The sequence below is a fragment of the Candidatus Peregrinibacteria bacterium genome (assembly GCA_016699755.1).
Classification (GTDB): domain Bacteria; phylum Patescibacteriota; class Gracilibacteria; order CAIRYL01.
On the sequence record CP065009.1, the window covers coordinates 775,497 to 790,303 of the forward strand.

A 14,807-nucleotide genomic window follows, 5' to 3' on the forward strand; every position below is an offset into this window, starting at 1 on the left:
ACAAAAAAAACAAGTCTTTTCAAAATACACTTTCTTCTATAAAATACATTCGCTTATGAAACTCCTCACGAAAAAAATCGGCGTTCTTGGGTTTGGTATAGAAGGACAATCGGTTGCTCATTTTTTGGAGAGTCGTCGTATTCGCGATCTCATTGTGTACGATGAAAACAAACCGGAATTTCCAAATTTTTCAGAAGTTGGAAATCGTGATGTTCTTATTCGCTCTCCAGGAGTAAGTCCGCATCATCCTGCACTTCAGAACTTCCGAGGAAAGATTATTGGAAGTGCAGAACTTTTTTTTCAGTTATGTCCAACCAAGAAAGTTATTGGAGTTACCGGAACAAAAGGAAAAGGAACCACTTCAACGCTTATTTCTAAAATTTTTGAAGAAGCAAATGATACTGTCTTTCTTGTAGGAAATATTGGTGTTCCCTTCTTTGAAGTTCTTCCCAATATTCGAACGCGAGATGTTGTCATTGCAGAGCTTTCAAGTTTCCAGTTGTGGGATTCAGAACAATCTCCTCAGATTGCTGTTCTCCTCCGCACAAACCCAGATCATCTAGAGAAACACCTGAGTTTTGATGAATATCTTTCGGCAAAACGGAATATTTTTCTTCATCAAAAATCTGGAGGTCGATTAGTATATTGTGCCGATTGTCCCGTTGTTTCACAAATAGCAGAGGAACTTCCAGAAGAAACCCTTATTCCTGTTTCTCTTCAAAAAGAGCTTCCTCATGGGGCTTTTCGAAGGGGGGATGAAATTATTTGGAAAACAGAAGAAGGTGAAGAGGTTATTTGCGAAGTGGGAGATATAAAACTTCGAGGAGAACATAATTTAGAAAATGTCGTAGCCGCTATTGCCGCTTCAAAACTTCTCAACGTCCGCACAGCTCCTATACAAACCGCTATTCAGAAGTTCTCTGGTCTCCCCTATCGCCTTCAGCTCATTGCGGCAACACGATCTGGAATTCACTTTTGGAATGATTCGTGTGCCACCACCCCATCGGCAACTATTGCGGGAATTAAAACATTTTCTCAGGAGCCACTCATTCTTATTTCTGGTGGATCAGAAAAAAATGCAGATTATAACGATCTCGGAAAAGTAATAGTCGAAGAAAAACCGAAAGCACTTATTCTTATGGGAAAAACTGGGGTACAAATAGGAGATCTTGCTAAGAAATCGGGTTATGATGCAAAAAAAATACACTCTGGAGAAAATCTTGAAGGAGTCTTTGCTGTATTAGAAAAAATTATTGACTCTGGAGACAACATTCTCTTTTCTCCTGCGTCAGCAAGTTTTGATCAGTTTAAAAATGAATATGACCGTGGAGAAAAATGGAATGCGATGGTGAATGAGTTCTTGCGAAAAAGAAAATAAAGCATCACAAAAACTTCTCGTAGTAACGAATCTCGGGTTGTTCAGTATGGACCATTAACAGAAAACCCTCTTTGCAAACAAATTACTTCACCAAGAGATAGTGCTTGTAAGATCTTTCCAGGTGATCGCAATCAAAAAGAGAATAAGGAGTATAAAACCAACTCCATGAATTATTGGCTCCCATTTTGGAAGTGGCTTTCTTCGAAATATCCCCTCAAAAAGAAGAAATATGAGTCGCCCTCCATCAAGTGCCGGAACTGGCATAATATTAATAACCCCAATAGAAATAGAGAGTAGCGCGGCAAATTTAACAATCTCCATTACCTCCCCCAGAGAAACAAAGTGATGAGTCGCCTTTACAATAGCCACAGGACCCCCAACGCCATCTGGAACAGTGAGCTTTGAAACGAGAGAGGAGACAACATCCCCTAACATAACAACTGTATAGTGAGAGAGGTTTCCCACATCTTTTGCCGCCTGCCACGCCGCTTTATGGGGCGCGTACTGCACTGGAAGTATCGCTGTTATCGATGGATCATCTGATGGGTAGATCCCCATATTTCCCTCTTCATCAAGCGGAACAAGGGCAACTATTCTCTTTTCAGTCTCTATTTGACCTGTACTCGAATAGGTTCGACGTAATATCTGTAAATGAAATTCTTTTCCGCGAAGTCCCCTATTCTTTGCGTCAAGAAATTCTTGTGCCGTCTGAACAGGAACAATGTTATCAATTCCCGTAATAAAATCTCCCGACAAGAGTCCTGCTTTTTCTGCAGGAGAATTAGGAACCACTTTAGCAATAAGCACTCCTGCGTCATCTGTGAGAACAATTCCATTCGCCACAGCATGATCCACATCCTCTGGAGAAATGAGAATGGGCTTCATGCCAATAGTGTAGCCAACAGTAAGGAGAATCCACCCGAGTAAAAAATTCATCATTACTCCTGCGCATACGGTAAAAATGCGCGCCCAAAGCGGACGATTTCCAAAAGCATGTGGATCTTTTTGTGCTTTTTTGTCTCGATCGTCTTCTCCGAGCATGCGGACAAATCCTCCAAATGGAATCCAGTTTAAGGAATAGAGGACACCAGATTTTTTGTTTTTCCAACCACATGCTTTTGGCGGAAGTCCAAAACCAAACTCTTCTACCTTTATTTTTCCAAAACGTGCTGCCCAAAAATGCCCTCCTTCATGAATAAGGATGATAAGGGAAAAAATGAGAACAAAAACAATACCAGTTATAAAATATTCCATTACGTTGAAAAAAATCAGACAGTCATCACTTCGATTTCTTTATGTTTGCAAAGATCTTCTACTTTTTTATTCGCTTCGTCCACTTCTTTTTGAAGATCCTTCTCAAGACGCTTGAGATCATCTTCACTCATTCCTCCATCTTTTTCTTCCTTTCGAAGTTTCTCCTGAACTCCTTGTCGCGCTTGTCGAATAGAGACACGAGCATGTTCCGCTTTTTGATGAACAATTTTTACCATTTCTCGTCGACGATCTTCGGTGAGTGGCGGAACATTAATTCGAATAGCAACACCATTATTAATGGGATTCAGTCCTAAGTCACTCTTTTCTCGAATGGCTTTTTCTATGACCGAAAGTACGCTTCTGTCCCATGGATCAATGAGAATCTCTTGTCCATTAAGAGAAATATTCGCAAGATGGCGAATCGGCATACGCTGTCCATACTGTTCTACTTCAATATCCTCCACAAGCCCCGAATTTGCGCGTCCGGTTTGAAGAGAAGCGTACTCTTTTTTCAAAAAGGAAACAGCTTTGTGAAATTCCTCCTGCACGGAAGAGAGAAGTATATGCATAAGACAAAATGAAAGAGAGTCAGTCTCTATTTTTCCATGTTTTTGAAAAAAAAGAAACCTGCTTTTGCTGTATCACCACGAAATTTTCCTCCATTCTCTCGAACAGAAAACCATCCGAAAAACTACTGAAGTGCACATGGGAAAAAATCGACCGTTTCTCCTGACCCTGCTCCACTGAGTACACAACATGGACGAAGATATGGAGTAATGCGATCAATCACGCTTCCTTTTGGAAAAAGCGAAGAGACACCAGCGGAACATGAGGCTCGTGGAAGTGTATCACTTAGCCCATCACTATCGGTATCATCATCTGCACAAAAAAGGAGTCCTGTTAGTGAAGCTACTCGTCCATCATACCAATCGGGATTTCTCCCTTGCTCCGAAACATTTGAATCTTCCCGCGCAAAATCTGAAATTTTTCCAAGATGCGCAGTAATATAGTCCTTGCTGTGTCCATCTGCTAGTTTTCCCATTGCATACAGTTGGATGGCACGCCCATCATGAAAAGTAACCGTATTCTGATCAACCAACGGAGTATCTTCACGCTGAACGTCATTCACAATATTCCCCAAAAAAAAACAAGAGAAAAATCCTTCTGGATCATCAGTTCCTGTTGCAGGAGTAAATGCCATCGCTGGGAACGAAAAAAAGAATCCGAAAGCAAAGAAAAAGAGGATCCTTCTGGGAAAAAACATAATTTTTGGATACAAAAACTGAACAAAGTATGAGGCATTTTTGTGTTCGCGGTCAAACTTTTTTTTGAAGAATGAGACACAAAAAATACTTTATATTATTATAAAATATGTTTTATTTATAATCAAATTTATTTGCGCTCTCCATGAGAAAAACAATGGTAATCTTTTTCTATTTCAAAAATATTGAGATTCTCTTGGTACGAAACTTATCGGCAATGTATCGAAACTGAGCTTGAAACATGGTTTCGCCAAAATGACATATACGATGAAAAAAGTCCCGAAAAAGTCCTTTTTGAAGCGATGAAATATGGAGTACTTGGTTCTGGAAAACGATTTCGTCCTATACTCGGATGCTGTGCTTTTGAAGCATGTGCCGATAATAGATCTCTGAAAAAGAAAGATATTCAGTCGCTTATCGCATTGGAGTTCATTCATGCTTCTACACTCATACACGATGATCTTCCTGCGATGGACAATGATGAATTGCGTCGTGGAAAGCCAACCGTTTGGAAAGTATACGGAGAAGGAATTGCTGTTTTAGCGGGAGATGTTCTTGTGGGGGAGGCATTTCGAATTCTTTCACAGACCGTATCACACAAAAAACTTCCAAATGTTATTTCCTTTTTTTCCCATGTTCTTGGTATACAAGGAGTCAACGGCGGACAGGCACGAGATATTTTGTTCGAAAATACAAAGCTGACTGCAAACGAAATAGAGGAAACACACCGCAAAAAAACTGGCGCGCTTTTACTATGCTCTGCACTTTTTGGCGCTTTTCTTGCGAATGCTTCGGAAGAAAAGCAATGCCTCATTGCTGAATATGCAAATGCACTCGGACTCGCTTTTCAAATTCGTGATGATATTCTCGACGCAGAAGGAGATGAAAAAATACTCGGGAAAAAAACGAAGAAAGATATCGAGAAAAAAGGATTTGTTCAAATATTTGGCATAGAAGAAGCAAAAAAAAGACTGACCCATGAAGTGGAAACAGCGATAAATATTGCCAACAAACTTCAATCGGAAAAACTGAGAGATTTAGCAGAACTCACAGAAAAGCGAGAGAAGTAAGAGTATAAAAAAACATTCTAGAGGAGTTTTTTCCTAGTTTAGCGGAACATATTTTCACGAGTCATTGCTCTTATTCTCTGTGCCACTCCCCCATAATTCTTCGTTGATAACCTTGCAAGATGCGCTACCTTGTCCTCGCCTTCTCCTTTTATAACACCAAAGAATGGAGCAAGTGGATCTTCGTGAAATGGATTTTTCTCTGCCTCCGTATTATTGAGAGAAGATAAAGATATTTTTTTTCCTCCACAAGTATCATCAATCGCATACAACCACAATTCCTTCAGTTTTTCTTTTATTCGTTGTAATACCCCTTTAGCCACATCAGGCAATTCATTTCCTGAAGGCGCATCACAAGAAGCATTATCATCGAAATTTTCTTTTAACACAGAAAATAGGAAATAGAAAAACAGCGAATCGTAATGTAAACTCTTAAATATTTTTGTCAACTATTTGTTCTGGATGACCACACCATAGGCACTTTTGAGGTACATTCATAATGCTCTAGAGGTATTTTATAATCGTTGTGGTCTTTCGGAGTTAGAGAATATAAGTCATTCAGTCAGTTTTGGGTTGAATTCACTTGGATCAAGTATCCGATTTCCGAGTTGGATAAATTCTTCTTAAAGTGTTCTATTGAATCGTTCGATCTCTGGATTGTCTTTCGAAGCTTCATTTTTTCCAACCGGATGTATTTTTTGCGAAGAGTGATAATCCTTATCTCCTCGTAAAATACCAATGGACATTAAGAGAAGTGTTTTCTGATGTTATGGAAATGTTCTTTACTCATCTTTTTGAGCCATTCCCATTTCTTCATAAGAGGTGGGTATGGTTTTATAGGTTTGAGAATTAAGGTCATCGAAGACAGAGAAAAACTCTATCTTAGAAGTGCTACCGATGTATCTTAATTTTTTCAGAACTGTTGCGAAGATGTATTATCCCTATCTCTTTGTCTCTATTATTTCTATTGAAATTTACGCCATTTCATGAGCAACGAATTTCCCACGACACTCACGGAAGAAAATGACATGGCGAATGCCGCCACCATTGGGTTTAAAAGAAAACCAAAAAAGGGATAAAGCGCCCCTGCGGCGATAGGGATTCCGATAATATTATAGAAAAATGCCCAAAAAAGGTTTTGCTGTATTTTTTGCAAAGTGTATTTCGAAATTTCTATGGCTCGTGAAACATCTTCCAAGTTGTTTCGCACGAGAATAATATCTCCTGCCTCTAAAGCAATATCAGTTCCGGCACCAAGCGCAATACCCAAATCTGCCTGTGCCAATGCTGGCGCATCGTTAATACCATCGCCAACCATAGCAACCGTTCTTCCTTGTTGTTGAAGCATTTGGATTTTTTCTGCCTTTTTTCCAGGAAGAACTTCCGAAAGGACTTCTTGTATTCCCAATTTCTTTGCAATAGCTTGCGCTACCACCTTGTGATCTCCAGTGATCATGAGCACGTGTTTTCCCGATTCTTGTAGCTTCTGAAGAGCAAGCGGAGTGGTTTCTTTTATGTCGTCCATCACTCCTAATATACCAATTATTTTTTTTCCTCGTGCCACAAAAAGAGGTGTTTTTCCTTCCTGCGCCTCCGCAAGAAAAAGTGATTCTTCATTTGGAGAAAGAGAAACCCCCTCTTCTTCTAAAAGCGTTCGATTTCCTAAAAGGATTGGAGTTTTTTCTTTTGTTTCAGCAGAGAGTCCTTTTCCTTCTTTTTCTTGAAAATGAGAGAGTTCTTCTTCTTGTATTTTATTTTTCTTTCCCCACTCAGAAACCGCAAGAGAAAGAGGATGATTTGAATTTTTTGCTAAAGAAAATGCTGTTTGCTTTCCTTCTTTTTCCTTGTTGTCAAAAGAATGAAAAGAGACAACCTCTGGAGTTCCTTTTGTTAGTGTTCCTGTTTTGTCAAAAACAATGGTGTCCACTTTGTGCGCCATTTCGAGTGCTTTAGAATTTTTAATCAGAATTCCTCGTTTTGCAGAAAGCCCAGTGCCCATCATAATAGCAGTGGGGGTTGCAAGTCCCAGTGAACACGGGCAAGCAATAATGAGTACAGAAACAAAAGCGGTAAGTGCAAAAGAGAAGGAAAATCCTGCCATTATCCATGCAAAACACGTAAGTGTCGCAATACCCATAACAGTTGGCACAAAATAAAACGAAACTTTATCTGCTAAAAGTTGTATCGGAGCTTTTGAGGAAACGGCTTCTTCCATAATCTTTACGATTTGCGCGAGCATGGTTTCTTCTCCGACACCAGTGGCAATAAAACGGAATGCGCCAGTTTTATTGATAGTCGCACCAATAACAGTGTCTCCCTGCTTTTTCTGCACGGGGATACTTTCTCCAGTAATAGCACTTTCATCAATAGTGGAGGCACCTTCAGATATGATTCCATCCACCGGAATTTTTTCTCCCGGTTTAATGAGAACAATATCATTTTTCTGCACGTCAGAAATGGGGACAGAAACTTCTGAGTTGTTTCGAAAGACGACTGCTGTTTTTGGCTGAAGCCCCATAAGTTTTTCAATTGCTTCACTTGTTTTCCCTTTTGTCTTTTCTTCAAGGTACTTTCCGAGTGAAATAAAAATAAGAATAAACCCAGCACTCTCAAAATAGGTATATTCATTTCCCATATTTTCTGGTGCGAAAATAAGAAGAAAAAAGAGAGTGAGAGAGTAGAAATACGCCGCCAGTGTTCCAATTTCTACAAGACTATCCATATTCGGATTCCGCTGAATAAGCTTTACGAACCCCGAAATATACAAAGGAGCAGTCACCACCATAATCACCGTTGTCAGAAGAAATTGGAGTGTGACATTGGTAAGCTGAGAAACAGGAAGCGAAGGAAGACCAATAGCCTCTCCCATCGAGAGAAAAAAGAGCGGAATACCAAAAAGCAAAGAGAGAAGAAATTGTTTTCGGAGTTTTTGTATTTTTACTTCTCGAAAATTCTCTTTTTCCTGATGCTTTTCCGCAACACCAAATCCAGAATGACGTATGATATCTCCAATTTCTGTTTCAGAAATATCCTCTGGACGAAAACGGATATTCGCTTTTTCAGTAGCAATATTGACACTTGCAGAAAGGATGCGTGTGTCATCGTGAAGATTTTTCTCCAAAAGTGTGCTACACGAGGCACAGTTCATTCCCGTGATACGAAGGGTAATATTTTTCATAGAGAATAATGAAAGAAAAATTATTTTCGGCTTTTAAAGAACATTAATCTTCTACCAAAAACTTTCCGTTCTGCATCCCCATCCAGCACGAGAAAGGAAGCGTTCCGGTTTCGGTTGGAGTGAATTCCACCACGTTTTTCCCTGATTTTAATTTTCCGCTCGAAATTCCAAGTCGTGGAATAATAACCTCATCTGCGCATCCGGTAGTATGAATGGCATTGATTTCCCATTGAACCGGAACTCCTTTTCGCACACGAAATTCGGTTTGCTGAAACGTGTAGTCGATGTCCATTGTAACCACTTGCACCTCTCCTGAAGTGTTATCAGAAGGAATAGCATTTTGAGGAGGAGCGGTGCTCCAAAAATCGAGACTCACTTTTGATCCTGCGAGCACCAAACCCGATTGCAGAGAAAACAGACCAAAAAAGATAATGAAAACGCCAATGATCTTTCGAAAAAATCCAAAATCTTTCTGTTTCGCGTATGAGGAACCAAGACCAACAGAAAACAGAACGGGGAATGTTCCGAGAGCAAAGGAAAACATAATGAGTGATCCCGCCCAAAAACTCCCCGAGGCGACAGCGACAAGTTGCAAGGATTGTGTAAATCCACATGGCAAAAAGAAGGTGAGCACCCCAATAATCGCAGGAAATATTGGGTGCTTCTTTTGCTGAAGAGCGTGAACGGGAAAACTGAATATTTTAGGGAGATGCATTCCAAACCGAGTGATACTCGGAACAAACCCAAGAATATGAAGTCCGGTATAGAGCATAATGAATGCCACAAAAATGGTGAGATACCCTGCTCCTGCCGATGAATACCGAAGCGCACTTCCCACAGAGCCAAGTACTCCTCCAAGAATGGCAAATCCCCCAATACGTCCGAACTGAAAGGAAAGCTGAGGAAAAAGCCTATGCCAAAGCGAAGCATCTTTTTGAGAGGAATAGATACTCGAAAAACTCATCACAATACCACCCGTAAGCGCAAGACAGGTAGAAATTGATGCGACAAACCCCAAAAGAATTGCCATAAAAATACCAACCTCTTTATTGGCATCTGGAAAAAAACGTGAGAGCTCAAAATGAGAAAAAAGTGTGACGAGAAAAAAGATACCCACAAAAATACCTCCTATTTGGAGAAGATCTTTTCCGGATACTTTTACTTTCCCTTTTTTCTGAAAGGAATTTTCTTTGTTATATCCGCATTTTTGAATAGCATTTTCGATCTCTTTTTTGAGTACACTCTTGTCACATTCTACTTCTAATGTTCCCTTTTTGTGAGATGCTTTGCATTTTTGAACACCAGAGATACATGATACTTCTTTTTCGAGAAGAGTTTCACAACTGACACAGTGCATTCCGGAAACAGGAAATATCTGCTTCATTATTTTGGAGAAAGAAAATTATTTGCTCTGAGCGGTTTTCATAATCTTGAGAATCTCTTCCATCATCTCATCCATTTTTTGAATATCTTGCGCTTTCATGGCGCTCTTTACACAGCAATGAAGATGCCCTTCGAGAAGATCGAGATTAACGGATTTTAAAAGTCCAATTACTGCCAAATTTTGCTGAATAATATTGATGCAATACACGTCTCCTTCCACCATTTGAAGAATTTTTCCCAAAAGCGTGTGTGCCTTTTTGAGAGCAATCGCAGTTTTTTGCTTTTTTTCTGACATGGTTTTTTTTGAAAAGTAAAATACCACTACCTATGGTATAGGTATTACAACGGGTACGCAAGAGATTTTTTTCGACGTTTTTATTTTCCCTCATCAAAAGATTCCATTTTCGAAACGAGCGTCTTCCTCTATCCTAAAGAAAAAAGGTTTTCTTTTAGAGATACTCCAGAATGAATCACAATAGTACTGCGTACGAATCGGCGAAACAGACACTCAATAGTGCACAAAAAAAAGCGGTAGAAACCGTTTACGGACCAGTACTTGCCATTGCCGGACCAGGAACAGGAAAAACCCAAGTGCTTGCGCTTCGTATTGCAGAAATTTTACAAGAGACGGATACGAATCCCGAAAATATCCTTGCACTCACGTTTACCGATGCCGGAGTTGTTGCCATGCGAAATCGTCTTCGAACATTCATTGGACCAACTGCGCATTCGGTTCGTATTTCTACTTTTCATGGATTTTGTGTGGAGACCATTGCTCGATATCCCGAATATTTTTCTGGATCAAGATTCCGAGTGGCGGCAGATAAAATTTCGCAAATCCGTATTCTCCAAAAGATTCTTGAAAGTTCAGACTTTACAGCACTTTCCCCTGCTACGCGCCCTTTCTTTTTTCTGAGAAATATTCTTTCTCGTATTTCAGAACTCAAACGAGAAGGACTGTCACCAGAAGATTTTCAACAAATTGTGGAACAGCGAGTAGTGGATTTTGAGACAATTTCGGAAGAAGAAAAAACAAACCCAAAAACAGGTCACTGGAAAAAAAAGTACCTCGATGAGCAAAAACGAATAGAAAAATGGCAAGAACTCGTTCTCGCCTATAAACAATATGAAGACTTGATGCAAAAAGAGGGACTTATGGATTTTGACGATCAAATTCTCTTTGTGCTTCATGCACTCCGAACAGAAGAAGATTTGACAGCGAGTGTTCGAGAAGAAACCCTCTTTCTTTTGGCAGATGAATTTCAAGACAGTAATGGCGCACAAATGGAAATTTTAGAACGCATTGTCGGGGACGATCAGTCACCAAACATTTTCACCGTGGGAGATGACGATCAATCTATTTACCGATTTCAGGGAGCAAATTTAGAGAATATCACCCGATTTTTGCGAAAATTTTCCTCCGCAACTATTATTCCTCTTACTGAGAATTATCGGAGCACAAAAGAAATTTTGGCACTTGCAGAATCGGTTATTCAAAATAGTTCCGAACGGCTCACAAAAATATTTCCAAAAATTTCAAAACGGATTGTATCCGCCACAAAAAAAAAGGGAGAAATGCCAAAACTCTTTTCGTTTTCCACGCCAGAAGCAGAGCGATTTTTTGTTCTTCAAAAAGCAAAAAACCTTCACAAAAAAGGATATTCTCTGGCAGAAATAGCGGTTCTTGTTCGAACAAACCACGAAGGACAAGAATTTCTGCGGTATTTTGAAGAAAATGATTTGCCCGCTGTATTTTCCTCACGAAGTAATGTTTTGCGAGATATTCGCATTCAACAAATTCTTACGCTTTTAAAACTTGCAGAAAATCCAACCGAAAACCGACTTTTTTTTGAAGTGCTCCATTACCCCGTATGGAATATTCCGCTTGTGGAAATTTGGCGTGCGCATCGATATGCAAAAGAGCAGAAAACGAGTCTCTTTGAGTGCTTTTTGGAAAACCATAACTCCCAGTTAAAAGATGAAGAGCGAGACCCAAATTCTGTTTCAGGTTCTTTAAAAAATTCTTCGGAAATTTCGGATTCTGCAAATACTGCCCCTAACGTTGTTCGTATCTGCCAACTATTTGGAGAGTGGAGCCAAGATCTTCGAGATAAAACTCTTCCCGAGGTTTTTCAAAAAATACTTACAGAATCGGGATTTCTTGCATTTCTCTTGGGAAAAAAGACACGGCTCGAAACACTCAATCATGTCAATGCACTCTTTGGAGAAATCAAAACCCTCGCACGAAACACTCCCAATGCCTCTCTTTCGCATTTTTTAGAGATTCTTCGCATTCGAGAAGAATTTGACGAACCCATTGAAGATCGCATGTTGCAGGCACCGACAGAAGCAGTTCGTATTCTCACTACTCACGGTGCAAAGGGCTTGGAATATGAAACTGTATTTGTGACAAACCTGGCAGAAGGCGTGTGGGGCGATCGAAAAAAACCGCAAAGCCTTACTCTGCCAGAAGATATTGTGTCGATGCCAAAAGACATAGAGCGCGAAAATGAAGAGGAGCGCCGACTCTTTTTTGTAGCAATTACCCGAGCAAAAGAGCAACTTTTTCTCAGTTACTCCATGCAATCGGAAACCGGAAAAGAACAATCCGCAAGCCGATTTCTCGATGAAATTGATCCAGAAACCCGAGAAGAAGGAGTAAGAGATATATACGAAGAGCAAGTGGAAGAGCGTCTCAAGAGTGATCTTTTCTTTTCTCCCCAAAAAACCAGCGTCGACGAAGAATCGTTTTTACGGGAAATGGTACACTCCGAACGATTTGCCCTTTCCCCCACCGCCTTTGAAAACTATCGAGAGTGTCCAAACAAGTTTCTCCTCGAAAATCTCTTACGCATTCCGTCCGTAAAAGATGCAAGACTCTCTCTTGGAACTGCCGTTCATGCGGCGCTTGAATCTTTTTTTACCGAACACCGAAAACAGAAAATTCTCCCCAATCGCTCCATTGCCTTTCTTGCGCTCGAAAAATCGTTTGAGCGAGAGATAATAAGTAGTTCAGAACGAGACGCACTTCTTCGAGAAGGACGTGAGCATTTGAACACATATTTTGATCAATTTGAAGGATTGTTCCCTCTCCCAGTCGCTACCGAACTCGATTTTCGTCCACACCATGTCCTTTTGGACGGAACAGCATCTATTACCGGAAAAATTGATAAGGTGGAATGGATAAACGAGGCGCAACGCGAAGTACGGATTATTGATTACAAAACGAGCAAAGGGAAAAGCGTTAACGAAATTTTGGGCGCACGCGATTCCCAAAAAGATGATATTCGTGCCGGAGCCATGTATCGCCAACTTCTCTTTTATTTTCTCCTCGCTACCGAAAGCCGTCAATTCCCATGGACACCCATTTCTTTTGCGCTCGACTTTTTACGACCAGATGAAAGCGGAAAATGCATCCGCCGAGAATTTCAAATATCATTCGCAGATACGCTTCCACTCAAAGAAGAAATTCACCGTGTCTGGAAGAGCATTCAAAATTTAGAGTTTTTAGAGACGAAAGAACCATGTGAAATCAAAAAAAAAGAAGGTAGATGCTGGTATTGTGAAATAATGAGAAAAAATGACAATTGAGGATGTTATTGTGAGTTTCTTCTTTTGTCATTGTGGACTTGATCCGCAATCTCTCTCAAAACACGTTCAGAATAATGATTGAGTGGAAATGTTGAATGAAACTTAAAATGACAAATTAAAGGAAATATGAATTTGAATGTTCTTAAAAAATACAGTATAATACTCTCAATAAAAGTAAACTCTATGAAAACACAAAAAAACATATTTTCTCCTTTTTTAGAGTCGAGAAGGATATTCGCCGACAGTAGCGAATCCACAGAAAAGGAATATGATTTACATCTCAGTAATAAGAGTGAAGCATGGGTTACAGAACAACTCAACAGTTTAGATAGGGCTATTTTTTCAGATAGAAAATTGAATATTGGAGAAGTAAAAACATTACTTAATAATGCAAAAGATACTGATTGGAGCAAAGATGGAAAAACAGGATACACTGCCGCTCTACAAGTTGCTCTACAATATATAGAGGACAACAAATCAATAATAAATATTTCTAGTAATACAGGTTTTAGCCCCAAACAACTCGACTCACTCATGAAAAGAGGAAAAGGTCTGGGTGATACAAAAGGAGCACTCAGGAATTTTCAACAATATTTCAATGATGCATATAAGAATGAAGATTGGTTTAAAGAGATGAAAAAAAACAGAGACACATTTCTTATCGATGGAGAACCGGGTCCGCAAAGCGTTGCCGCTTTACTCAAAGTGATAGAAATGATAGAGAAGGAAAAAGCAGCACCAGCACCAGCACCAGCACCAGCACCAGCACCAGCACCAGCACCAGCAGCAGCACCAGCACCAGCAGCAGCACCAGCACCAGCACCAGCACCAGCAGCAGCAGCAGCACCAGCACCAGCAGCAGCACCAGCACCAGCAGCAGCACCAGCAGCAGCACCAGCACCAGCAGCAGCACCAGCAGCACCAGCAGCACCAGCAGCAGCAGCAGAAACAGCAGAAACAGCACCAGCACCAGCACCAGCAACAGCACCAGCACCAGCACCAGCACCAGCACCAGCACCAGCACCAGCACCAGCAGCAACAGAAACAGCAACAGAAACAGCAACAGAAGCAGGAGTAAATAGTTTTTTAGACCGTTTTGTTAATGCGCAGAAAGAAATTACAGTAAATATCGAAAATAAAAATATGAACATAAAACTAGATAAAGAGAAAAGAGGCGACAAAAATTGTATAGTATTCTACTATAATGACCGTCTAATTATGAGAGATGGTAAAGTTCCCTTCTCTATATCCCATGATTGGGAGAATATTAAAGATTATACCAATGAGAATAATGTGGATGGCTTTTTTCAATCGATAATTCAAAGATTAAAAGATGATAATATTGTTCTTGGACAACAGCTTAAAGCGATTGCGACATTAGAGAAGCATGAGTTTCAAAGAAAGAGTGGAGCTAAGGTTGAATTAAGTGATGATAGTAAGACAGCAACTTTTTCATCAGATGGTAAGGAGATAAAAGTTGATTTTCCCTCTTCGACCAAACAAGAAGAAATGGCGTATGTCCTTAGTACTTTTTTTCCCCTCCAGCAGTAATAGAGAGTGATATTATGAGACGGAAAGATGCTATTTCTAAAGAAAGCACAAGAAATTTCAGAAGAAACATAAATCCAAAAATGAAAAAATGTGAGTCTTTTGTTTCTTAGAGATCCTGAATCACGTTCAGGATGACAGTTGAG

General features: G+C 40.0%; 11 protein-coding genes. 4 read left to right on the forward strand and 7 right to left on the reverse strand.

All coding sequences use genetic code 11. The features are described from left to right. The first annotated feature begins 55 nt into the window (after positions 1–55). Positions 56–1,378, forward strand: a complete 1,323-nt coding sequence (gene murD / locus IPN35_03495) for a UDP-N-acetylmuramoyl-L-alanine--D-glutamate ligase (protein QQS59907.1) — start codon at positions 56–58, stop codon at positions 1,376–1,378. A gap of 87 nt (positions 1,379–1,465) precedes the next feature. Here murD and IPN35_03500 read toward each other — a convergent pair whose 3' ends face one another. The 3 genes from IPN35_03500 to IPN35_03510 all read right to left on the reverse strand — a co-directional run bounded on the left by IPN35_03500 (position 1,466) and on the right by IPN35_03510 (position 3,833). Next, positions 1,466–2,632 carry a site-2 protease family protein gene (locus IPN35_03500; GenBank protein QQS59908.1) on the reverse strand — a complete coding sequence of 389 codons (1,167 nt, stop codon included), beginning with the start codon at positions 2,630–2,632 and terminating at the stop codon, positions 1,466–1,468. Positions 2,633–2,646: 14 nt separating this feature from the next. After that, entirely contained in the window at positions 2,647–3,201 is a 555-nt protein-coding gene (frr, locus tag IPN35_03505; protein ID QQS59909.1) for a ribosome recycling factor, read from the reverse strand. A gap of 122 nt (positions 3,202–3,323) precedes the next feature. Beyond that, a complete protein-coding gene (locus tag IPN35_03510; GenBank protein ID QQS59910.1) occupies positions 3,324–3,833 on the reverse strand; it encodes a hypothetical protein in 510 nt (169 codons plus the stop codon). A gap of 246 nt (positions 3,834–4,079) precedes the next feature. Between IPN35_03510 and IPN35_03515 the strand changes: the two genes are divergently transcribed. Then, positions 4,080–4,964, forward strand: a complete 885-nt coding sequence (locus tag IPN35_03515; protein QQS59911.1) for a polyprenyl synthetase family protein — start codon at positions 4,080–4,082, stop codon at positions 4,962–4,964. A gap of 38 nt (positions 4,965–5,002) precedes the next feature. Here the strand turns inward: IPN35_03515 and IPN35_03520 are convergent, their stop codons facing one another. From IPN35_03520 to IPN35_03535, 4 genes are all read right to left on the reverse strand, one after another. After that, positions 5,003–5,350, reverse strand: a complete 348-nt coding sequence (locus tag IPN35_03520) for a hypothetical protein (protein ID QQS58646.1) — start codon at positions 5,348–5,350, stop codon at positions 5,003–5,005. A 575-nt stretch (positions 5,351–5,925) separates the two neighbouring features. Then, a complete protein-coding gene (locus tag IPN35_03525; protein ID QQS58647.1) occupies positions 5,926–8,139 on the reverse strand; it encodes a heavy metal translocating P-type ATPase in 2,214 nt (737 codons plus the stop codon). A gap of 43 nt (positions 8,140–8,182) precedes the next feature. Continuing rightward, complete coding sequence (locus IPN35_03530) at positions 8,183–9,523, reverse strand: sulfite exporter TauE/SafE family protein (protein ID QQS58648.1); 1,341 nt, start codon at positions 9,521–9,523, stop codon at positions 8,183–8,185. Positions 9,524–9,541: 18 nt separating this feature from the next. After that, a complete protein-coding gene (locus IPN35_03535; GenBank protein QQS58649.1) occupies positions 9,542–9,817 on the reverse strand; it encodes a metal-sensing transcriptional repressor in 276 nt (91 codons plus the stop codon). Between the two features lie 170 nt (positions 9,818–9,987). On the opposite strand from IPN35_03535, the gene IPN35_03540 reads away from it, so the two are divergent. Then, positions 9,988–13,113, forward strand: a complete 3,126-nt coding sequence (locus tag IPN35_03540) for an ATP-dependent helicase (GenBank protein ID QQS58650.1) — start codon at positions 9,988–9,990, stop codon at positions 13,111–13,113. Positions 13,114–13,296: 183 nt separating this feature from the next. Then, a complete protein-coding gene (locus tag IPN35_03545; protein ID QQS58651.1) occupies positions 13,297–14,664 on the forward strand; it encodes a hypothetical protein in 1,368 nt (455 codons plus the stop codon). Positions 14,665–14,807 lie beyond the last annotated feature (143 nt).